Source organism: Sphingomonas faeni (assembly GCF_003053745.1).
In the GTDB taxonomy this organism is placed as follows: Bacteria; Pseudomonadota; Alphaproteobacteria; order Sphingomonadales; family Sphingomonadaceae; genus Sphingomonas; species Sphingomonas faeni.
Genome location: NZ_QAYE01000001.1, coordinates 744008 through 764704 on the forward strand (window position 1 = coordinate 744008; position 20697 = coordinate 764704).

Consider the following 20697-nt stretch of genomic DNA (forward strand, 5'->3'; position numbering starts at 1 on the left):
CTCAACCAAACAGCAGCGTCGTCACGACCCCGGCGGCGGCCGCGAGCACCGCGACGAGGCCATAACGCCAGCCGCCACCGATCCGGATCACTTCGATCTCGCGCAACGGCATCGTCGGCGGTGCGCCACCGGGAGCGGGGTAATGCGCCTCGATCCGCCGCACCAACTCTGGCAGGCGAGTGAGCGTACGGAAATCCTCGATCAGGCGGTCGGCGATCATCGCCTCTGGGCCGAGTTCGCCGCGGATCCAGTCGCGGACGAACGGCTCGGCGGCTTCCCACAAATTGATGTCGGGGTTGAGGCTGGTCGCGACGCCCTCCACCATCACCATCGTCTTCTGGAGCAGCAGCAGGTGCGGCTGCGTCACCATGTCGAAATCGCGCGTGATCGAGAACAGGCTGTCGAGCATCATGCCGATCGACATGTCCTTGACCGGCAGCCCGCGCATTGGCTCGCCGACCGCACGCAGCGCGGTGGCGAATTCGGCGACGTCGTGGTGCGCGGGGACGTAACCCGCCTCGAAATGGATCTCGGCGACGCGCTTATAGTTGCCGGTGATCAGGCCATAGAGAATTTCCGCGAGCCAGACGCGCGCGCGGCGGTCGATCCGGCCCATGATGCCGAAGTCGATCGCGGCGATGCGGTTGCCGGGCAGCGCGAACAGGTTTCCCTGGTGCATGTCGGCGTGGAAGAAGCCGTCGGCGATCGCCTGGCGAAGGAACGCGCGGACCAATGTCTGCGCGAGCGCGGGCAGGTCGTAGCCGGCGGCAACGAGCGCGGGGCGGTCGGACAGCTTGATGCCGTCGATCCACTCGATCGTCATGACCTTCGCGGTCGAGCGCGCCCAGTCGATCGCGGGAATTACGAAATCGGGCTCGGCGGTCATGCCCTCCGCGAGTTCCGAGGCGGACGCAGCTTCGCGGCGGAAGTTGAGTTCGCGCAGGGTCCAGCGCTTGAACGTCTCGATCGTGAGGCGCGGGCGCAGGCGCATCGCCTCGGGGCTGAGCGCCTCGAGCTGCGCTGCGGCCCAGCTATAGGTGTCGATAGCGCGCGCGAAATCATCCTCCACACCGGGGCGCAGGACCTTGACCGCGACCTGGCGGCCATCGGTGGTGACCGCGCGGTGAACCTGCGCGATCGACGCAGCGCCGACCGGGATCGGTTCGATCCGCAAGAACAACGTCTCCAACGGCTTGCCGAAGCTCGCCAGCATCGCCGCTTGGATCGTTTCGTAAGGGACGGGGGAGAGCTGGTCCTGAAGCCTCAGCAGATCCTGCGCGGCGTCCTCGCCGACGAGATCGGGGCGGGTGGCGAGCGTCTGGCCAAGCTTGATCGCCGCGGGCCCGATCGCCTGGAACGCATCGGCATAGCGCGGCACCGCCGGCACGCGCGCGCCGAACCGCGCGATCCGCGCGAGGCGGCGGACCGGGGCTGGCGTGTTCGGGTCACGCTCGATGCCGCGCAGTGCGCCGTGGCGGGCTAGGATGCGGCCCCATTTCAGGAGGCGCCAGACGTGGGTGGTTGAGGCGGTCACTGGGCGGGAGCGCCTTGAGAAGGGTTATATTCACGCGAAGGCGCGAAGGCGCGAAGAGAGATTGGTTCACGCGGAGACGCGGAGCCGCGGAGAGAAAGAAGAAGTGGTTCGCGCAGAGGCGCAGAGGCGCAGAGGCGTTGTTCTTCGCCGCAAATGCGGCTTTTCACCGTCAGCAAAGAGGTCGCATAGCGCTGACGCGCGAGAAACCTGGCGCCTTCGCGGCCATTTACTCTCCGCGTCTCCGCGTCTCCGCGTGAACCACTCTTCGCGCTTCCGCGCCTTCGCGTGATCACTAGATCTTCCACCCGCTGTGGATCGCGACGAGGCCGCCCAGCAAAGGCTCGACCCTCGTCTGCACGAAGCCAGCGTCTGCGATCATGCCCTTGAACTTGGGCATGTCCGGAAAGCGGCGAATCGACTCAATCAAGTAGCGGTAGCTGGCGGCGTCCTGCGCCAAAAGCTGGCCGAGCTTCGGGACCATCTTGTGCGAATAGGCGTCGTAGACCTCGGCGAACCCGGGCCACACGGTGGTCGAGAATTCCAGGCAGTAGAAGCGGCCGCCGCGGCGCAGGACGCGGTGGGCTTCGCGCAGGGCCTTGGGGATGTCGGTCACGTTACGGATGCCGAACGCGATCGTGTAGGCGTCGAAGAACTTGTCGGGGAAGGTCAGCGTCTCGGCGTTGGCTTCGGTCCAGACGAGGCCGTCGATGCCGCGCTTCTGGGCGCGCTGCATGCCGACTTCGAGCATTTGCGGGTTGATGTCGGCGACCGTGATCGACGCGCCCGACGGTTCCATGCGGAGGGCGATGTCGCCCGTGCCGCCGGCCATGTCGAGGATCTGCTCGCCTTCGCGCGGTTTCACGCGGCGGACGAAGCGGTCCTTCCACAGGCGGTGCATGCCGCCCGACATCGCATCGTTCATCAGGTCGTATTTGCCTGCGACGTTCGAGAAGACGCCGCCGACGCGGGCGGTCTTCTCGGTAGCGGGGATGTCTTCGTAGCCGAAGGAGACGGTATCGGGCGTGAGTGCGGGCGCGGGCGCGATCAAGTCGTTCATATCCTGCGCTCTAGCCGCGCCTTGTGGCGCGAGCAAACGCAACCTAGCTGCAAACCGTGCCAGAATTACCAGAAGTCGAAACCACCGTCCGCGGGCTGGAGCCCGTGCTGAAGGGTCAGCGCCTGACCTCGGTCGAGCCTCGCCGTGCGGACCTGCGCAAGGCTATCCCGGTCGACCTGCGCCAGCGAATGACCGGCGCGACCGTCACGCATCTGGGGCGTCGTGCCAAATACGGGCTGATCGATACCGATCGCGGCGATACTTTGGTGTTCCACCTCGGCATGTCGGGACGCTGGCGAGTCGATCCGAGCGAACTGCTCGCGCACGATCATCTGCTGATCGGCACGGCGGCGGGGCGGACGGTCGCGCTCAACGATCCGCGGCGATTCGGTTTTCTCGATCTGTGGGCGACTGACGATATTGCTCAATACCCGCCGTTCCTCAGCATGGGGCCGGAGCCGCTCGGACCCGACCTCACCGCGGCCTACCTACTGGAGGCGCTCGAAGGGCGGGGGGCGTCGATCAAGACGATGCTGCTCGACCAGCGAATCGTCGCAGGGCTCGGCAACATTTATGTGTGCGAGGCGCTGCACACGGCGAAGATCGCGCCATCACGTGCGGCGGGGCGGATCTCGCTGTTTCGACTCGAGCGACTCGTCGAGGCGATTCGGACAGTGCTGACCGCGGCGATCCTGGCGGGCGGTTCGTCGCTGCGCGATTACGTGCGGCCCGACGGCGAGCTTGGCTATTTTTCCAAGCAATGGCGTGTCTATGGGCGCGAGGGCGAGGCGTGCGAATGCGGTGCTACCGTGAAGCGGCGGACGGAGGGCGGGCGCTCGACGTTCTGGTGTCCGAAGTGCCAACGCGGTTGACGATCCAGGACAAAGTGGGTAGGGCCGCGGCTTCGAGAGGGCGTAGGAGCAATCCGGCGCCCCTTTTTATTCATTCGAACATCCAGAGGGCTTCATGGCGAACACGCCGCAGGCGAAAAAGCGTATCCGTCGCAACGACCGTCGCGCGGAAGTGAACGGCAACCGCGTCGGCCGTATCCGTACCTTCATCAAGAAGGTCGAGGCCGCATTGGCTTCGGGCGACAAGGGCGCAGCGACCACCGCACTCGCAGCGGCACAGCCTGAGTTGCAGCGCGGCGTCGCCAAGGGCGTGCTGCACAAGAACACCGCGAGCCGCAAGTTCGCGCGTCTGACCAAGGCCGTGACCGGGCTCGCCTGAGCGACCGATCATTGCCAGATCATTGGCGAAGCTGATCACCCGTCGGGACCTTCCCGGCGGGTTTTTTGCGTCTGCGAAGGGAACCGGCGGGGAGTCCGCATAACCCTAGGATTCGCCACGATTCGTGTGATCGAGAATCACGTCACGCAATCGCGGAAATTGCAAAAAATGCGTAAAGACAGCGACTTATAAAAATATCGACGCATTTCCGCGGCTTGATCAAGTCAACCCGCTTTATTTCGAAAATGTGACGCCTCGGGGCCTTGCTAGGATCGTCGATCGCTTCATAACGGGGCTCACAGCGACGGTGGTTTCCACCGCTGCATCAACAAACAGGGCGAAGATGCCGGATGACCCTTGGGGTCGTCAGGGGGACCATTTTCTGTCGGGACTATATCACCCGCGCGAGCAATCTCGCGGGGTCGGAGAAGTGTGCGCGTGACGAAGTGGCAAGGATCAGTAACGCACACGACCGAGGCCGAAAAGGCCTGGGCTCGTGTTCGTGCATCCTTGAAGGAGTCCGCGGGTGCGCGACTGTTCGAACAGTGGCTGAAGCCGATCGAGCTGATCCCCGGCGAGGACCGCGACACGATCCGCCTCGCGCTGCCGTCGGCGTTCATGACCAACTGGGTCCGCAATCACTACGCCGACCGGCTGGTGCTCGAATTCAAGCAGATCCTGCCCAACATCCGTACCGTTCAGATCGAGACCCGGGCGCCGGGTCGCGCACCCGTCGTGCTCGCGATCGAGCCGGTGGCCGACGCCATTCCGGTCAAGCCCGTTGCCGATCCGCTACCGCTCGAAACCAAGCCGACTCCTAAGCCGGTCGCGGACCCTGTGCAGGCGACGATGAAGTTCGGCGTCGATCCGTCGCTGAAGCCAGCACCGGCGCCCGTCGTGACGTTGGCCCCGGTCGGCGTGCCCGCTGAACGTCCGCCGCTCGATCCGCGCTACACCTTTGCGCGATTCGTCGTCGATCCGTCCAACAAGGTGGCGTTCAACGCCGCCAAGGTGCTCGCCGAGCCGGGCCCCGTCCGGTTCAGCCCGTTGTTCCTCCACAGCGGCACGGGGCAGGGCAAGACCCACCTCATGCACGCGATCGGTCACGCGTTCCTCGAGCATAACCCGAACGCGATCGTGCTGTGCATGTCCGCCGAGCGGTTCATGTACGACTTCGTCGCGTCGATGCGCGCGCGCGACACGCATGCGTTCAAGCAGCGGCTGCGCGGCGCCGACCTGCTGCTGATCGACGACCTCCAGTTCATCGCCGGCAAGGACGCGACGCAGGAAGAATTCTTCCACACGGTCAACGAGATCATGGCGGCGGGCAAGCGGCTGGTCATCTCCGCGGATCGCTGCCCGCAGGCGCTCGAAGGCGTCGAGGCGCGGATCGTCAGCCGGATGTCGGTCGGTCTCGTCGCGGACATCAAGGCGCCCGACCTGACGCTGCGCCGGACGATCCTCGACCGGAAGCTGGTTGACCTGCCCGACATGCGCGTGCCGACCGACGTGCTCGACCTGCTGGCGGCACGCATTCACGCGAACATCCGCGAGCTGGAGGGCGCGCTGAACCGGGTGGTGGCGTATGCCCAGCTGACCGGCGATACGATCGACCTCGACTTCGCGGTGGCGACGCTCGGCGAGGTTCTCCGTGGCGCGCAGAAGCGGGTGACGATCGACGAGATCCAAAAGCTTGTGTCCGCGCATTTCGAGCTGAAGCCGCTGGACCTGATTTCCGCGCGGCGGGCACGGGCGGTGGCACGGCCGCGGCAGATCGCGATGTACCTAGCCAAGCGCCTGACGACTCGCTCGCTTCCCGAGATCGGCCGGAAATTCGGTGGCCGCGATCACTCGACGGTGATCCACGCGGTGCGCAAGATCGAGGAATTGCGCGACTCGGACCGCGATATCGATGCCGCGGTGCGCGTGCTGATGCGCGAGCTCGAAGGCTAGGCCTGCTCTCCCTTCCTTTTTCTCCCGCGAAGGCGGGAGCCCAGTCTGGCCCCCCGCCTTCGCGGGGGAACAAGCTTGTGTGCGCGATATCGCGGCATGTAGCCGCGTGACCCGGCACACCAAAAACTCCCCCGTCATCCTAACGAAAGTCAGGATCCAGAGTTACGGACGCCGCCCTTTATGGCTCTGGATCCTGACTTTCGTCAGGATGACGGGACCGGGGGGCGGTCCTTAGACCTGCAACCCCATCGCGTCCTGCGTCTGTTTGAGCACCGGTGCCGCCAGCCCGCGCGCCTTTTCCGCGCCCGCCTGCAACACCGCCGTCACCGCGCTGCGGTCATCGAGCAACCGCACCATCCCGTCACGGATCGGCCCGAGCTTTGCCACCGCCAGATCCGCGAGCGCAGGCTTGAACGCGCCGAAGCCTTTCCCACCGAACTCGCCCAGCACGGTCGCCACATCGCTATCCGCCAACGCCGCATAGATCGTCAGCAGGTTCCGCGCCTCGGCGCGATCACCTAGTTCCTCGACCGTCGCCGGCAACACGTCCGGATCGGTCTTCGCCTTGCGGAACTTGTCGGCGATCGTGTCGTCGCTGTCGATCAGCTTGACCACCGACTGCTCGGACGGGTTCGACTTCGACATCTTGGCCGACGCATCGCGCAACGACATGATCCGCGGCGCCGCCTTGCTGATCAGCGGGGCGGGGAGCGTGAACAGGTCGACGCCGTAGTCGCCGTTGAACTTCGTAGCGATGTCGCGCGCGAGTTCGAGGTGCTGCTTCTGGTCCTCGCCGACCGGCACGTGCGTCGCGTTGTAGAGCAGCACGTCCGCCGCCATCAGCACCGGATAGTCGTACAGTCCGACGCTCGCACCCTCGCGGTTCTTGCCGGCCTTGTCCTTGAACTGCGTCATCCGGTTCAGCCAGCCGACGCGCGCGACGGTGTTGAGCAGCCAAGCCATCTCGCTGTGCGCGGGCACGCGCGCCTGGTTGAACAGGATCGATTTCGCCGGATCGATCCCCGCGGCGATCATCGTCGCGGCGACCTCGATCGTGTGCGCCGACAGTTCCGCCGGCGCGATCCATTCGGTCGGCGCGTGGAGATCGGCGATGAAGAACATCGACTCGCCACCCTGCGCCGCCACGTCGTCCTGCAACGTCACCCACTGCTTCACCGCCCCCAGGTAATTGCCGAGATGGAGATTACCGGTGGGCTTGATGCCGGACAGGACGCGCATGGAGAAACCTTACTTGGAACGACGCAGAAGCGTGGAGATGTCGCCCAGCCGGAACGCGCCGGTGAGCAATGTCGCGATCGCATAGACGACGCCGCCGGTCGCGACCAGCACGAGCATCGCCCCCCAGCGCTCGACGCTGGCCCCCGTTACGAACGGCTGGAACAGGTCGTTCAGAAAATACATCACGACCCCCATGATCAGCGCGGCGACCAGCAGCCGCCACGTCCGCCGGCGCAGCCGCGCGTCGGGCGTGAAGTGCCCGCGCCGCACCAGCGTCCGATACAGCATCGCGACGTTGACCGTGCTGGCGATCGCGGTGGCGAGCGGCGGGCCCATGTGGCCGAGCGGCTTGATGAAGGCGAGGTTGAGGACGAGGTTCACGACCATAGACATCGTCGCATAGCGGACCGGCGTGCGCGTGTCGGACCGCGCGTAATAGCCCGGCGTCAGGACCTTCACGAGGATGTATGAGGGCAGGCCTATCGAGAACGCGGCCAAGGCCTGCGCGGTCAGCACGCTGTCCTCGAGCGCGAACTTGCCGTGCTGGAACAATGCGCCGACGATCGGCACGCCGCAGACGATCAGCGCGACGGTCGCGGGCAGCGTGAGAAACAGCGCGAGCTCCATGCCGCGGTTCTGCGTCGCCATCGCCTGCGCATCCTCGCCGCGACCGAGCTGGCGCGAGATCGTCGGGAGCAGGACGGTACCGAGACCGATGCCGATAAGGCCCAAGGGGAGCTGGTTCAGCCGGTCGGCGAAATAGATATACGAGACCGAGCCGGCCGGCAGCAGCGCGGCAGCAAGTGCGGTCGAGACGACCAGGTTGATTTGCACCGCGCCGGCACCCGCCGCAGCGGGCCAGATCAGCGACATCAGTTTCTTCACGTCGGGGTTGAGTTGCGGACGCTTGAGCCGGAGCTTCACGCCGGACGCGCGGCACGCCCAGATCAGCCACAGAAGCTGCAACGCCCCCGATATCGTCACCGCGATCGCCTGGTTGCGCGCGGTCAGCAGTGGCTGGTGCTCGTGGAACAGCAACAGCGCCGCGATCAACGTCGCATTGAGCAAGATCGGCGCGGCCGCGTTGATCCAGAACTTGTGCAGCGAATTAAGGATGCCGCCGAGCAGCGAGACCAGGCTGATCAGCGGCAGGTAGGGCAGCATGATCCGCGACAGGTGGACGACATAGTCGAACCGCTCAGCGCTCGCGCCATTGAACCCGAAGGTCAGCAGCCACGTCATTGGCCAAGCCGCGAGCTCGAACAGCACGGTCATCAGGATCAGCGTCGGCAACAGCACCGACAGCGCGTCCTCAGCGAACGCTATCCCGTCGGGCAACCCGCGACCATCCTTGTCGCCGACCTTCCGGTTGAACATTGGGATGAACGCGGCGGAGAAAGCGCCCTCCGCGAAAAGCGCGCGGAACATGTTGGGGAGGCGGAACGCGATCAGGAATGCGTCGGACGCAAATCCCGCGCCAACGAACCGCGCGAACAGCGAGTCGCGTACCAGCCCCAGGATGCGGCTGGCGAGCGTCAGCCCGCCGACCGATCCCAGCGCCTTGGCAAGATTCATCTAAACGCGCTCCGCCCCCGTCTCGTTCAGGCCTGACCGAAATCGCCGACATTAGGCTGGATGCCCTGCTGCTCGGACTGCTGGAGATACAGTTGCGAGAAATCGATCGGCTCGAGCAGCAGCGGCGGGAAACCACCGTCACGGACCGCATCCGACAGCACGCGGCGTGCGAACGGGAACAGCAGGCGTGGCGCTTCGCCCAGCAGGAACGGCTGGACATGCTCGGCCGGGATGTTGCGCAGCCCGAACAGGCCCGCGTACGAAAGATCGACGATGAACGCGACTTGCCCCTCGCTCTCGGCGCGGACGTCGATCTTCAGCACGACCTCATGCACTTCGTCGCCGACCTGAGCCGCGCCGATGTTGAACTGCACGTCGATCGCCGGCGGGGTCTGGTTCTGATAGACGGCGGGCGCGTTCGGGTTCTCGAACGACAGGTCCTTGACGTATTGCGAGATCAGCCCGGCAGCGGGGACCGTGTCTTCACCGTTCGCGAGAGCCTGGTCGGGCATGGTGAAGCCGTTGTCCTGATCATCCATTCGTCGTGTCCTTAGAGAATAAGCGGAAAATTGGGACCGAAGCGGACCGCTTGCGCGTTCTGTTCGATCGAGGTGGTGCGAGTAGCAGTGCCGAAGGGGCGTTTCAACGGGCGCGGGTTTGAATAGCTGCGGGTTTGCCCTATGTTGAAGCGAAGATCGGAGGCACGGTTGTTTTACGTAGTTCTTCTCGCGATGGTTGCAGGCTTCTTGGCGATGCGACTCTACAGCGTGCTCGGCAAGCGGACGGGGCATGAGCAGCCCTTACCGCGTGCGGCCGAGGACCGTCCTGCGCTCGCCGCCGTGCCGCGAACCGTCGAAGCGGTTCCGGATGCGCGCGAAGTCGCCAATCGCAACCTGGAGCCCAAGGCGGAGCCCGGTCTGCGGGCAATCGTCGCCGGCGAGCCCGGTTTCGATGTCGCGCGCTTTCTCGAAGGTGCGCAGGCCGCGTACCGCATGGTGCTCGAAGCTTTCTGGAAGGGTGACGAGGACGCGCTGGCCGATCTCGCCGTCGACGATGTCCGCGCGGCGTTCGTCGAGGCGATCGAAGCGCGGCGCGAGGCTGGTGAAGTGCTCGACAATCGTCTCGTGTCGATCGAGCGTGCGCTGATCGCAGACGCCAGCCTTACCGGGCGCGAGGCGCGTATCACGGTCCGGTTCGACGCAGACATCGCAGCCGTCACGCGCGACGCAGAGGGCAATGTCCTTGCTGGGTCGCTGACCGACGCGGTCGAGACGCATGACGTCTGGACGTTCGCACGGACGCTGAAGAGCAGCGACCCGAACTGGAAGCTTGCGGACACCGACGAAGCCTGATGGGTCGCGGCATGGGGGGAAGGCTCGGCGGTCTGGGACTGCCGACGCTGATGGCGACGCTGTTGAGCGCGTGCGTCGGTGGTGTCGAACCGCCACGGTCGGGTCCGCCACCGGTCGATCGAACAGATGATCGGTCGGATGATCGACCAAACGAACCCGTTCGCGTGCATCCGTCGCGTGATACCGGTGCATCCCCGAACATTCGCGGTATCCAGTCGCCGGCGCGGATCGTTGGCGCTGTGCCGATGCTAGCGTCGCCGGTCGTCCCGGCGGTCGAACCTTTGAATGCCGCCGCTGCGGGCGTGATCCCCGGTCCACCGATCGCGAGCCTGCTGATCGACGATGTGCAGGCGCAAGCGGCGTTTGCGGCGTTCGTCACAAGCTGTCCGTCGCTGGTACGTCGCAACGACACGTCCGGGCTGACGCGCGGCGCGGATTGGCAGCCGGCCTGTACCGCAGCGGCATCGACCGATCGCCGCAATGCTCGGACATTCTTTGCGCAGTGGTTTGAGGCCGCGCAGATCGGCGACGGCAAGGCGTTCGCGACGGGCTATTACGAGCCCGAGATCGCCGGTTCGCTGGAGCGGCGTGACGGCTATGCGCCGATCTACGCGCGTCCGAACGACCTTATCGACGTCGATCTCGGCACATTCTCGACCAGTCTCAAGGGCAAGAAGATTCGCGGTCGCGTTGATCGCAGCAACTTGGTGCCCTATTACGATCGCACCGCGATCGAGCAGGGCGCGCTGTCGGGCAAGGCGCCGATCCTCGCCTGGGCGCGCGATCCGGTCGAGCTGTTCTTCCTACAGATCCAGGGTTCGGGGCGGCTGCGGTTGCCCGACGGCGAGATACTGCGGATCGGTTATGCGACGCAGAACGGCCGTGACTATACCGGTATCGGCGCTCTGATGAAGTCGCGCGGGTTGCTCCAGCCGGGCCAGACCTCGATGCAGGGCATCGTCGCATGGCTCCACGCGCACCCGGCCGAGGGGCAGGCGATCATGCGCGAGAACAAGAGCTTCGTCTTCTTCCGCGAACTCGAGGGCGCACCCCTGGGGGCACTCGGCCTGCCGGTCACCGGTCAGGTGAGCGCGGCCGCCGACGTCAAGTTCGTGCCACTCGGCGCGCCGGTGTTCCTGTCGCTCGACCGGCAGGACGCGAGCGGCTTGTGGATCGCGCAGGATACGGGCGGCGCGATCAAGGGCAGCAATCGTTTCGATACGTTCTGGGGTGCTGGCGCGGCCGCCAAAGCGACCGCCGGCGGCATGGCCGGACGCGGCACCGCGTACCTGCTGCTGCCAATCGGCACCGTCGCGCGGCTCAATCAGGCGAATGGAGCGCGATATGGCGGGCCGTCCGCTCAACCCTGATGAGGCGCAGCTCTGGGCGCGCGTGATGGCGAGCGTGCGTCCGATGCGTGCGGTCGCCGTGCGTATTCCGGAGCGTGCGCCGCCGCTGCCGCCTCCGCCCAAGCCGATCATCGGTCCCAACGGCAAGATCGTGCCTGCACCGCCAGCGCCGATGGGGCGGGTGAAGCCGCTAGTCCGTACCGTGGTCACGCCGTACGCCGCGCGGGCGGGGGCAAAGCCCGTGGTTGCGCGGCCTGTAGCCAAACCCATCACGGCCAACACGCTAGATGGCGGCTGGGACAAGAGGCTCACACAGGGTGTGGTGAGTCCCGACAGTTCGATCGACCTGCATGGCCACACGCTGGCGTCCGCCCACGCACTGCTCGACGTCGGCCTGGGACGGGCTATCGCTCGCGGCGACCGTGTGTTGCTGCTGGTGACGGGCAAGCCGCCCCGCCCCGAAAGCGAACGTCCGCACGCGAGAGGCGCCATCCGGTCCGCAGTCACCGACTGGCTGGCTGGCTCGCGGCATGCCGACTCGATCGCTGCGGTACGTGGCGCGCATCCGCGGCATGGCGGGCAGGGCGCGCTGTACATCGTCCTGAGGCGCGGACGGGACTAGCTCTGCGTTCGGATTCACGAGGTCCGGGACTCACGATTTTTACCGCAGTTTGGTAATCATAGGGTGATCGGCAGCCTGCGAGTTTGAGTAGGTTTCGGCACATCTACTTCCCCCCTCCCTGGAAGGGAGGGGCAGGGGGTGGGTCGGCTTCCGCGAACGCGTACGGGTGCGGCTCAAGCGGGCCTACCCACCCCCAACCCCTCCCTTTCAGGGAGGGCGCTAGTTAAGCGCCCGCGCAATTACGTCTTCATAGATATCCGTCAGCGTCCGCAAATCCTCGACCGCGACCGCCTCATCAACCTTGTGCATCGTCGCATTGATCAACCCGAACTCCACAACAGGGCAAAGCTTCGAAAGGAAGCGCGCATCGGACGTCCCCCCGGTGGTCGACAGTTCCGGGATGACCCCGGTCGCGCCCACGATTGCGTCCGACAACAGCGTCGAGAAGGCACCCGGCTCGGTAAGAAACGCTTCGCCCGACACCTTCCCCGTCACTATCACGTTCGGCGCATGACGCTCGGCGATCGCGCGGATACGCTTGATCAGGTCCGCCCCGCGGTGGCGATCGTTGAACCGGATGCTCAACCGCGCGGAAACCTTGGCGGGAATGACGTTGTGCGCCGGGTTGCCGACGGTGATGTCGGTGACCTCGATGTTCGACGGCTGGAACCAGTCGGTGCCCTCGTCCAACACCACGCCTTCGATCTCCGCAAGGATGGCGATCAGCCGGGGGATCGGATTGTCGGCGAGATGGGGGTAGGCGACGTGCCCCTGCCGCCCCGGCACCTCGATCCAGATGTTGACCGAGCCACGTCGCCCGATCTTCACCATGTCGCCCAGTCGCGCGGTCGAGGTTGGCTCGCCGACCAAACACAGGTCGGGCACGATCCCCCGCGTAGCCATCCGCTCCATTATCGCAACGGTGCCGTAGGTGGCTGGGCCTTCCTCGTCACCGGTGATGATGAGCGAGAGCGTCCCGGCATAGCTCCGGCTCGCGGCGGCCACGAAGGCTGCGACTGCACCCTTCATGTCGACCGCGCCACGTCCGTACAGCAGCCCGTCGCGAAGCTCGCCGGACCAGGGCGACCCCGTCCAGCCTTCGCCGGGGGGGACGACGTCAACATGGCCGGCAAACGCCAGATGCCGCGGTCCATCGCCGCGCACGGCCAGCAGATTCTCGACCGGGCCGTCGGGTGCCTCGCCGACCGTGAACCGATCGACCGCAAACCCGAGCGGGAGTAGCGCCGCCTCCAGCACATCGAACACCGTACCGCGCGCAGGCGTGACGCTATCCGCGCGAAGCAGCGCCTGGGTAAGCGCGACGGGATCGATCATGCGGTCGAGGGCACCGGCTGCTCGAATTGTTCGAGGACCCATTCCTCTTCCTGCGCCGCCGCGATCCAGTCCTGCATGAACGGATGTTCGAACATCGCCCGCATATACCCCGCCGCAAACCGCGCGATCGGCAACTGGTACGTGACGATCCGCGTGACCAGAGGCGCGAACATTATATCTGCCGCCCCAAACTGGCCGAACAGGAAATCGCCGCCGCCACCGAATCGTGCGCGAGCCTGTGCCCAGATCTCCATGACCCGCTGCAATTCGAGGAGCACGTCGTCGTCGGGCGTGCTTGCCGGGAACACCTGGCGGACGTTCATGCTGTGCTTTCGACGCAGCGCGGCAAAGCTTGAATGCATCTCAGCCGCCATCGACCGCGCCATCGCGCGCGCAGCATTGTCCTCGGGCCAAAAGCGCTCGCGCCCGACCTTGTCGGCGAGATAGTCGACGATCGCCAGGCTGTCCCACACTACCGCGTCGCCATCCCACAGGATCGGCACCTTGCCCGACGACGGCGCGAACTCGTCGCCCGAGCGGCGCTTTTCCCAGTCGGCGTCGTACATCGGCACGACCACCTCCTCGAAGGGGAGACCGGATTGTTTGCAGGCGAGCCAGCCGCGGAGCGACCAAGACGAATAGGCCTTGTTGCCGATGATCAGTTTCATGGGGTGTGGACTAGCGGGGCGGGCGGGGCGCGGCAACGCCATTGGCGCTTCGACGTGCGGTGCTACGCGGCATGAGGTGATGCAGCGTCGCGATCGCCGCCAGCGCGACGATCGTGCCGAGCAGGATGTCGATCAGGTAATGCGTGCCCTCAACGGGTGTCGCCATCAACATTGCTGCATTCAGGGCGAGCACCGGCCAGCGCAGCCGCGGCATGCGCCACGCCGCATTGATGTAGAGCGTCGCGGCGGCGGCATGGAAGCTTGGTGCCGAAACGATGCCGCGCAAATGGCCGAGGTCGACCACCCGCACGCTGTGATCGCGTAGTGCAGGTATCAGCCCATGCTGCCATTGCTCGCTCTCGGGCATATAGGCGATTGGTTGATGCCACAGATACGAAAATGGACCTATCGCCGGCATGAAGGCGTAGAGGATCAGCGTGCCGATCGCGGTCAGCCAGAATGTCGCGAGGAACCGGTGCGCCGCCACCCGGTCGCCGGTCAACGCGAAGGCCGCGAACAGGATCGCAGGCGTCAGGTAAATACTGCGATACGCTGCCAGACCGAGCGATTGGAGGATCGGCGTTGCGGCGACAAGCCGATACCAGGCGAGCCAGTCGAAATGCAGCAGGGCGTCGATCCGTTGGAGTGCGGCGTCGTGGAACCCATGCGTCACCGCCGCGACGGGATAGCTCGCCACCGCGCCCATCAGTGCCAACATGGTGAAGACGCCGTAATATTCGGCGCAGTCGGCGACTGCACGTGCATGTCGCCAAGGCCGGTCGCGGAGCCCGAAGCGTAGCCCCAGCAGGACGATTCCGCTGACGTAGAACGGGATATTATCTGCGTCGTACGGATCGATCGATAAGCCGGCGACGTGCATCATCACCGTCAACATCGCCAGGCTGAGGATCATCCCACCGCCGATCCACCAACCGTAATCGGGCACGCTGGCGTTTGCGGGCAGCGCCCCGCGGTGGATGTCGGCGGGCAGCCGCGGGGTAGTTGCAATCGAAACGTCATTCATGGTCGGCGAACGCGTATCACATATGGGGGAACAAGCGACCCTCGTCGGCTGGATCGGCTTTCGCTTGGCTGAACGGTAACGAACGACGAGCGTCGCCCTGCCGTAGGACGACGCCCGCTATAGCTGCGGTTTCACGGTCTCGATCGCCGGCTTTAGAACGAGCCAGGAACCATCCGTTGGGCGGTGGTCGGCGCTGCGGGGATCAGCAAGTCCTGGCGGGTGCTTGCCGCAGTCCGTGCAGACTGCGCGGTGACATCGCTCGTGATCGCCGAGCATGTGCGTCCCGCCAGGAAATCGAGCGCGCGACGCGTGGACGCCTCGCGTGCGTCGCCGAGCGGGAAGCTGATATCATCCGTCGCGCGACAGGTCGCCTCGACGGTCGACTCCAAGCCATCGAAGTAATTGCCGTTGCGCGCCGCGTTCTGCGTCGCGAACGCGATCACACGCAGACGATCGTCGCAGGCGGGCTTGTCGAGGGCGATCTGTCCGACGGGCTTGCCGTAGGTATTGGTTCCGATCAGCGCGGAATTGCCGTGCAGATACGGGGTGAACGCATTGATCAAAAGTTCGCTCGCCGATGCGGTACCGCCGCTGCCGATGAATGCGATCCGCGTCGGCGCGATAGACTCGGGTTGTGGTGCGAAGAAGCGAGTCTCGTTGTTCGAGGCCTTCTCCGTGCGGAACGTCGTATAGTCGAACACCTCGGACGTTGATCGCCCCCCGCCAAGGAGGTCGCCAAGATACTCCGACGTCGCGACGAGGCCACCGCCATTGTAGCGCAGGTCGATGATGACCTTCGTCACGCCCTGCGCACGGAAATTCGCGAACGCTGTTTTCAGCGCGGGTTCGGCCGTGGAGATGAACGTGCGCAGGTTGATGTAGCCAACGCGCTGACCGCTATCCTCGATGATCTTCGCGCCGTACCGCGACGAGACCGGCAGCAGCGAGAAGTCGGCCTTGGCGACGGTCACGTCCCGCGTACCGGCAGCGTCCGAGACGCGGAACACGCGCGCGGTACCGGTCGTGTCGGGACCGAATGCGGTGGTCAGCCCGGCCGTGCCCTCGGCACTGACGATGGCGCTGACGGTGCGTAGATTGCTCGATGTCGTACCGATCGCGAGGATCTCGGCACCGCGGTCGATCCCGGCGGCAAGGGCGGGCGCGCCCTCGAACGATTCCGCTGCGAACAGGCGCTGGCCGGTCTGGTCGAGTGCGAACCGGATGCCGAACCCAGCACTCGATCCCGAGGCGTAATAGGCGTTCTCTTCCTTGATCGACGTCAGGTAGGTGAAGAACCGATCCTTGCGCTGCGCTCGCGCGGTTGCGGTTAGTGCGTCGATATAGCTATCGACGGTCGTGTACCCCGCGGGGCTCAAGGTCGCGGGCAGCGTATCGGGGAACAGATACCATTCGCGAAGCTGTGCGGCGGCCCAGTCCTGGCGCTCGCGCAACGAACAGCCCGCAGTCGCAGTCGGCGTGGGTGTCGGCGTAACGCCAATGGCGCCACCGGCACCACCACCGGTCGAGTTCGTGTTGCCATCGCTACCCCCGCAGCTCGACAGCATCGCAGCCATCGCCAGCATTGTCCCGAACCGTGCCCGCATCGCAACATCTCCCCGTTGCCCGAAGGCTACGGATTTCGTCGGGCGATGCCAGCGGCAAATCGAGGTTTGATCCGATATCGGCGGATTTTGAGGGTGCGGATGGCAGTATACCTGTCAGCTTATTCCGCCATCGTCAGGATGACGGGGTAGGATGGGCACACCTGTAACGTTCAGACCGTTAGCTGACCGCTTCGACCACCGCCGCGCGGAGTTCGGGAATGCCCATGCCGTACTCGCTGGACGTGACGAGGATGTCGGGATGTGCGGCCGGACGCTTGCGCGCCTCGATCGCGGTGCGCTCGGTGACCTCGACCAACTCGGACGCCTTGATCTTGTCCGCCTTGGTCAGGACCATGCGGTAGCTGACCGCGGCCTTGTCGAGCATCTCCAGGATCTCGCGGTCGACGTCCTTGATGCCGTGGCGCGAGTCGATCAACACGAGGGCGCGCTTGAGGACGTCGCGGCCGCGAAGAAAGTCGTTGATCAGGAAGCGCCATTTCTTGACGACGTCCTTGGGAGCCTTGGCAAACCCGTAGCCTGGCATGTCGACGAGCCGGAACGCGAGCGGGGCGCCGACGTCGAAGAAGTTCAGCTCCTGCGTACGGCCTGGCGTGTTCGACGTGCGCGCCATCGAGTTGCGCCCGGTCAGCGCGTTCAACAGCGATGACTTGCCGACGTTCGAGCGACCGGCGAACGCTACTTCCGGCACCGACGCGTCGGGCAGGAACTCAAGCGTCGGCGCCGACTTCAGGAAGCCGACATGGCCTGCGAACAGCTTTCGCGCATGCTCGAGCATCTCGGGCGTGAACGGCGCGTCGGTCTGCTCGAGGTCGGGACCTAAGTTGGGAACGTCGTTCACTTGGTCACCGGCACTTTCAGGCCCGGATGGCGGGCGTACAACAGCTTCTGCTGGATGATGGTCAGGCAGTTCGACGTGATCCAGTACACCTGAAGGCCGACCGCGAACGGCGCCATCACGAACATCAGCACCCACGGCAGCAGCTTGAAGACCTGCTTCTGCGTGTCGTCCATCGGCGTCGGGTTCAGCTTGAACTGGAAGTACATGCTGATGCCCAGGATGATCGGCACAATACCGATCGCGATCATGTGCGGCGGCGTGAACGGCAGCAGGCCGAACAGGTTGAGCGGCGTCAGCGGATCGGGCGCGGACAGATCCTTGATCCACGCGACGAACGGCTGGTGACGCATTTCGATCGTCAGCATCAGCACCTTGTACAGCGCGTACATGATCGGGATCTGCAACAGCGTCGGCGCGCAACCGGCGAGCGGGTTGACGCCCTCGGTCTTGTAGAGCGCCATGACTTCCTGCTGCATGCGGACCTTGTCGTCCTTATGCTTCTCCTGGATCGCCTTCATCTTCGGCTGGACCGCGCGCATCGCGGCCATCGACTTGAACTGGCGCTGCGCGATCGGGAACAGCAGGCCGCGGATGGTCACGGTCAACAGGATGATCGCGACGCCGAAGTTGCCGACCATGCGGAACAGCCAGTCGAGATAGTAGAAGATCGGCTTCTCGACGATCCGGAACCAGCCCCAGTCGATCGCGTAATCGAGTTTCGCCACGCCCTGCTGATCGGTGTAGCGATCGAGCAGGCGGACTTCCTTGGCGCCCGCGAAGAAGCGCGACGTCTGGGTGATGGCCTGGCCGGGTGCGACCTGCCTGGGCTGGAGCGCGTAGTCGGCCTGGTACGCCTTGTTGGCGCCCGCGCGGAACTGACCGTCGAACGCCTGGCCCTGGTCGGGGACGAGCGCGGTCAGCCAGTATTTGTCGGTGAAGCCGAGCCAGCCGCCGGTCGTCGTGAACTTCTGCGCGGCTTCGTCGATGTCCTTGTAGTTCGGACGGTAATGCGCGCCGCCATTGTCGACCGACATCGGCCCGACATGGATCGTCATCGACGACGGATCCTTCGAGATGCCGACCCGGTTGACGAGGCCATAGGTGGCGACGGGCACGGGCGCGGTGCCGGCGTTAAGGACGGTCTGGCGGACCGTGAACATGTAATCCTGGTCGACCGCGATCTGGATGCGAAACCGTTGCCCGGTGGCGTTGGTCGCGTCGAGCGTGACCGGCGTGGTTGGCGTTAACGTCGTTGCGCCCGAGGGTGTCCAGACGGCGTCGGCGGCGGGCGGGGCGAGGCCCTGCGCACGCCAGCCGAAGCTCGCGAAATACGCGTCGGGCGCGCCGGCGGGCGAGAGCAGGCGGATCGGCGGCGAATTTTTCGCGACGGTCTCGTCATAACCCTTGAGCACGAGATCATCGATCCGCGCGCCCTTCAGGTTGATCGAACCGGATACGCGAGGGGTCTCGATGCGGATGCGCGGGGTGCTAGCGATCACTGCGTTGCGATCGCCGATCGCGGCGGCACCGTCCGCGGCGGGATCGGCCGCGGGGTTCGCGACGGCCTTGGTCTTGCCGCCCTCGATCCGCGTGACCGGCGGATTCGCGGTCGGGAAGAACTTACCCTGGATCAGCGGCCATCCGAACAGGATCAGCGCCGCGATCACCGCGAACAGCACGAAATTCTGCTTGTCGTCTTTCACAGGGCGGCGTCTTTCAATTTCTTGTCGATATCTGGGACCGGATCGGGGCCGTACCCGCCCCACGGATGGCAACGCGCGATACGCTTCGCCGCCAACCAGCCCCCCTTGAGCGCGCCATAGCGCCCAACGGCCTCGATTGCATAGGCGGAACACGAAGGATCGTAGCGACAGCTCGACGGCAGGACGAGCGATGGCCCGAGTTGCCAGCCGCGTGCGAGGAGGATGAGGAGGCGGGCTAGCATGTCAAAACCGACGCTCGCCTAAGCCACAAGATTGTTTCCCCGCGAAGGCGGGGACCCAGACTGGGCTCCCGCCTTCGCGGGAGAACAAAGGCCAAGAGAGCCGCTTCGATTGAGACATTTCCACCCCGGCGAAGGCCGGGGCCCAGTTGGGGGACATCGCTGACGAATGGCGGTGTTGAATCACGGCCGCTTTCCCACCTGGGCGCCGGCCTTCGCCGGGGTGGTGGGGTGCTCTGGTGCCGCGGAAGCAATGTGCGGCGTGACCTTGCGAAACGCCTTACCCAGCTCGGTCCGCAACAGCGCGAAGTCCCGCTCGACACCGCCATTACGCCCGATCAACACATGATCAGCCCCAGCAACGCCACGTTCCGCCAACAGCTCACGCGCCAACGCCCGCAACCGCCGTTTCATGCGGTTCCGGACGACGGCGTTGCCGATCTTCTTTGTGACGGTGAAGCCGATTCGCATCGTCTCGTCACCGTCATCGCGGGGGCGCATCAGCAGGACGAATCCTGGCATCGGTGCGCGCTTCCCCGCATTCGCCGCAAGAAAATCGCGGCGCTTGTCGAGTATAGTTAGGCCGACAGCTTCTTGCGACCGCGTGCGCGGCGTGCATGGATCACTGCCCGGCCGCCGACCGTCGCCATCCGTGCGCGGAAGCCGTGACGGCGTGCGCGTACCAGGTTGCTCGGCTGAAAGGTCCGCTTCATTGGTCATTCCCTAGGTCATCAAATAGAAAACGGCCGCCACGGGGACGGCCTTGATGGCTGAGCGCTTACGGAAAGGGCGGCGGTAAGTCAATTCGCACCCGTCGTAACGGTCGTGTTTTTGGCAGCCTGAGCGCGCTCGTGCCGCCGCATCGCGCTCTGCCGTCGCATCATCCGATCGACAAAATGCCCGGTTCGTGGCCAGCGCCGCTTCAGCCGCGCCCATTTGAGCCGCGCCCAGCGTGAATTGCGCAAAACCAGAACCATCCCACCCGCGAACAGGAATATCCCCGCAGGCCCCGGCAGCGGTGCGAGCAGCGGCGCGCTCAGGATCAAGAGTATCCCGAGCACCAACTGGCCGAAGCGGAGGACGGGGGAGCGGAGTGCTTTCACGGAAGGCATGTGGGTCCGGTGTATTAGGTTCACAAGACGGCGTGATCGGAGAGTTCCGGCCGCGCGTCCTTGCAGACATGGCAAATCGGGTATGAATAAGGCGTGACGTCGTGTCGCGGGGGAGCGGGCATGGCGGCGATCGTAGCGACGGTGGCGTATCTCGGGCTGGAAGCGCGCGCGGTCGAAGTGCAAGTCCAACTGATTCCAGGACTTCCCGCATTCAACATGAGTGCGTCACGAATGTAACGCCG

The 20697-nt window shown here is 65.2% G+C and carries 21 protein-coding genes; 6 read left to right on the top strand and 15 right to left on the bottom strand.

Going from position 1 to position 20697, the window contains the following annotated elements:
• Position 1: 1 nt before the first annotated feature.
• Complete coding sequence (ubiB, locus tag C8J25_RS03355) at positions 2–1534, bottom strand: 2-polyprenylphenol 6-hydroxylase (RefSeq protein ID WP_107952202.1); 1533 nt, start codon at positions 1532–1534, stop codon at positions 2–4.
• A 292-nt stretch (positions 1535–1826) separates the two neighbouring features.
• Positions 1827–2591: a class I SAM-dependent methyltransferase gene (locus tag C8J25_RS03360; protein ID WP_107952203.1), complete on the bottom strand. Its 765-nt coding sequence runs from the start codon at positions 2589–2591 to the stop codon at positions 1827–1829.
• A gap of 56 nt (positions 2592–2647) precedes the next feature.
• Between C8J25_RS03360 and mutM the strand changes: the two genes are divergently transcribed.
• The 3 genes from mutM to dnaA all read left to right on the top strand — a co-directional run bounded on the left by mutM (position 2648) and on the right by dnaA (position 5774).
• A complete protein-coding gene (mutM, locus tag C8J25_RS03365; protein ID WP_107952204.1) occupies positions 2648–3463 on the top strand; it encodes a bifunctional DNA-formamidopyrimidine glycosylase/DNA-(apurinic or apyrimidinic site) lyase in 816 nt (271 codons plus the stop codon).
• 94 nt (positions 3464–3557) lie between these two features.
• The gene (gene rpsT / locus C8J25_RS03370) at positions 3558–3821 is read left to right on the top strand and encodes a 30S ribosomal protein S20 (RefSeq protein WP_031394736.1); all 264 of its coding nucleotides are present in this window, start codon (positions 3558–3560) and stop codon (positions 3819–3821) included.
• A gap of 438 nt (positions 3822–4259) precedes the next feature.
• On the top strand, positions 4260–5774 hold the full coding sequence (gene dnaA / locus C8J25_RS03375) for a chromosomal replication initiator protein DnaA (protein WP_107952668.1): 1515 nt from the start codon (positions 4260–4262) through the stop codon (positions 5772–5774).
• A 231-nt stretch (positions 5775–6005) separates the two neighbouring features.
• On the opposite strand, the gene trpS is transcribed toward dnaA, so the two are convergent.
• From trpS to secB, 3 genes are read right to left on the bottom strand one after another with little or no spacing between them, the layout of a single operon-like run.
• Positions 6006–7013: a tryptophan--tRNA ligase gene (gene trpS, locus C8J25_RS03380; protein ID WP_107952205.1), complete on the bottom strand. Its 1008-nt coding sequence runs from the start codon at positions 7011–7013 to the stop codon at positions 6006–6008.
• A gap of 9 nt (positions 7014–7022) precedes the next feature.
• Positions 7023–8588, bottom strand: coding sequence for a murein biosynthesis integral membrane protein MurJ (murJ, locus tag C8J25_RS03385; protein ID WP_107952206.1), 1566 nt, complete (start codon positions 8586–8588; stop codon positions 7023–7025).
• Positions 8589–8614: 26 nt separating this feature from the next.
• The gene (gene secB, locus C8J25_RS03390; RefSeq protein WP_056062172.1) at positions 8615–9127 is read right to left on the bottom strand and encodes a protein-export chaperone SecB; all 513 of its coding nucleotides are present in this window, start codon (positions 9125–9127) and stop codon (positions 8615–8617) included.
• 168 nt (positions 9128–9295) lie between these two features.
• On the opposite strand from secB, the gene C8J25_RS03395 reads away from it, so the two are divergent.
• The 3 genes from C8J25_RS03395 to C8J25_RS03405 are packed head-to-tail and all read left to right on the top strand — an operon-like array spanning position 9296 to position 11911.
• Positions 9296–9940, top strand: coding sequence for a Tim44/TimA family putative adaptor protein (locus C8J25_RS03395; protein ID WP_146173268.1), 645 nt, complete (start codon positions 9296–9298; stop codon positions 9938–9940).
• Between the two features lie 11 nt (positions 9941–9951).
• Positions 9952–11310, top strand: a complete 1359-nt coding sequence (mltA, locus tag C8J25_RS03400) for a murein transglycosylase A (RefSeq protein WP_107952671.1) — start codon at positions 9952–9954, stop codon at positions 11308–11310.
• Positions 11285–11911: a Smr/MutS family protein gene (locus tag C8J25_RS03405; RefSeq protein ID WP_107952673.1), complete on the top strand. Its 627-nt coding sequence runs from the start codon at positions 11285–11287 to the stop codon at positions 11909–11911. Before mltA ends, C8J25_RS03405 begins: the two co-directional genes overlap by 26 nt.
• Before the next feature lie 219 nt (positions 11912–12130).
• Here the strand turns inward: C8J25_RS03405 and dapE are convergent, their stop codons facing one another.
• The 10 genes from dapE to C8J25_RS03455 all read right to left on the bottom strand — a co-directional run bounded on the left by dapE (position 12131) and on the right by C8J25_RS03455 (position 20446).
• Positions 12131–13246, bottom strand: coding sequence for a succinyl-diaminopimelate desuccinylase (gene dapE, locus C8J25_RS03410; protein ID WP_107952208.1), 1116 nt, complete (start codon positions 13244–13246; stop codon positions 12131–12133).
• A complete protein-coding gene (locus C8J25_RS03415) occupies positions 13243–13914 on the bottom strand; it encodes a glutathione S-transferase (RefSeq protein ID WP_107952209.1) in 672 nt (223 codons plus the stop codon). The genes dapE and C8J25_RS03415 overlap by 4 nt, the downstream gene beginning before the upstream one ends.
• 10 nt (positions 13915–13924) lie before the next feature.
• Positions 13925–14938 (bottom strand): phosphatase PAP2 family protein, encoded by a 1014-nt coding sequence (locus tag C8J25_RS03420; protein WP_107952210.1) that lies wholly within the window; start codon positions 14936–14938, stop codon positions 13925–13927.
• Between the two features lie 152 nt (positions 14939–15090).
• Positions 15091–16542 carry a S41 family peptidase gene (locus tag C8J25_RS03425; RefSeq protein WP_244186710.1) on the bottom strand — a complete coding sequence of 484 codons (1452 nt, stop codon included), beginning with the start codon at positions 16540–16542 and terminating at the stop codon, positions 15091–15093.
• 178 nt (positions 16543–16720) lie between these two features.
• Entirely contained in the window at positions 16721–17338 is a 618-nt protein-coding gene (yihA, locus tag C8J25_RS03430) for a ribosome biogenesis GTP-binding protein YihA/YsxC (protein ID WP_056052878.1), read from the bottom strand.
• A gap of 59 nt (positions 17339–17397) precedes the next feature.
• On the bottom strand, positions 17398–19104 hold the full coding sequence (gene yidC, locus C8J25_RS03435) for a membrane protein insertase YidC (protein WP_107952212.1): 1707 nt from the start codon (positions 19102–19104) through the stop codon (positions 17398–17400).
• A complete protein-coding gene (gene yidD / locus C8J25_RS03440) occupies positions 19101–19346 on the bottom strand; it encodes a membrane protein insertion efficiency factor YidD (protein WP_056062193.1) in 246 nt (81 codons plus the stop codon). Before yidD ends, yidC begins: the two co-directional genes overlap by 4 nt.
• A gap of 180 nt (positions 19347–19526) precedes the next feature.
• A complete protein-coding gene (gene rnpA, locus C8J25_RS03445; protein WP_244186712.1) occupies positions 19527–19865 on the bottom strand; it encodes a ribonuclease P protein component in 339 nt (112 codons plus the stop codon).
• 56 nt (positions 19866–19921) lie between these two features.
• The gene (rpmH, locus tag C8J25_RS03450; RefSeq protein WP_031393806.1) at positions 19922–20056 is read right to left on the bottom strand and encodes a 50S ribosomal protein L34; all 135 of its coding nucleotides are present in this window, start codon (positions 20054–20056) and stop codon (positions 19922–19924) included.
• Positions 20057–20143: 87 nt separating this feature from the next.
• Positions 20144–20446, bottom strand: coding sequence for a hypothetical protein (locus C8J25_RS03455; RefSeq protein ID WP_244186714.1), 303 nt, complete (start codon positions 20444–20446; stop codon positions 20144–20146).
• Between the last annotated feature and the right edge of the window lie 251 nt (positions 20447–20697).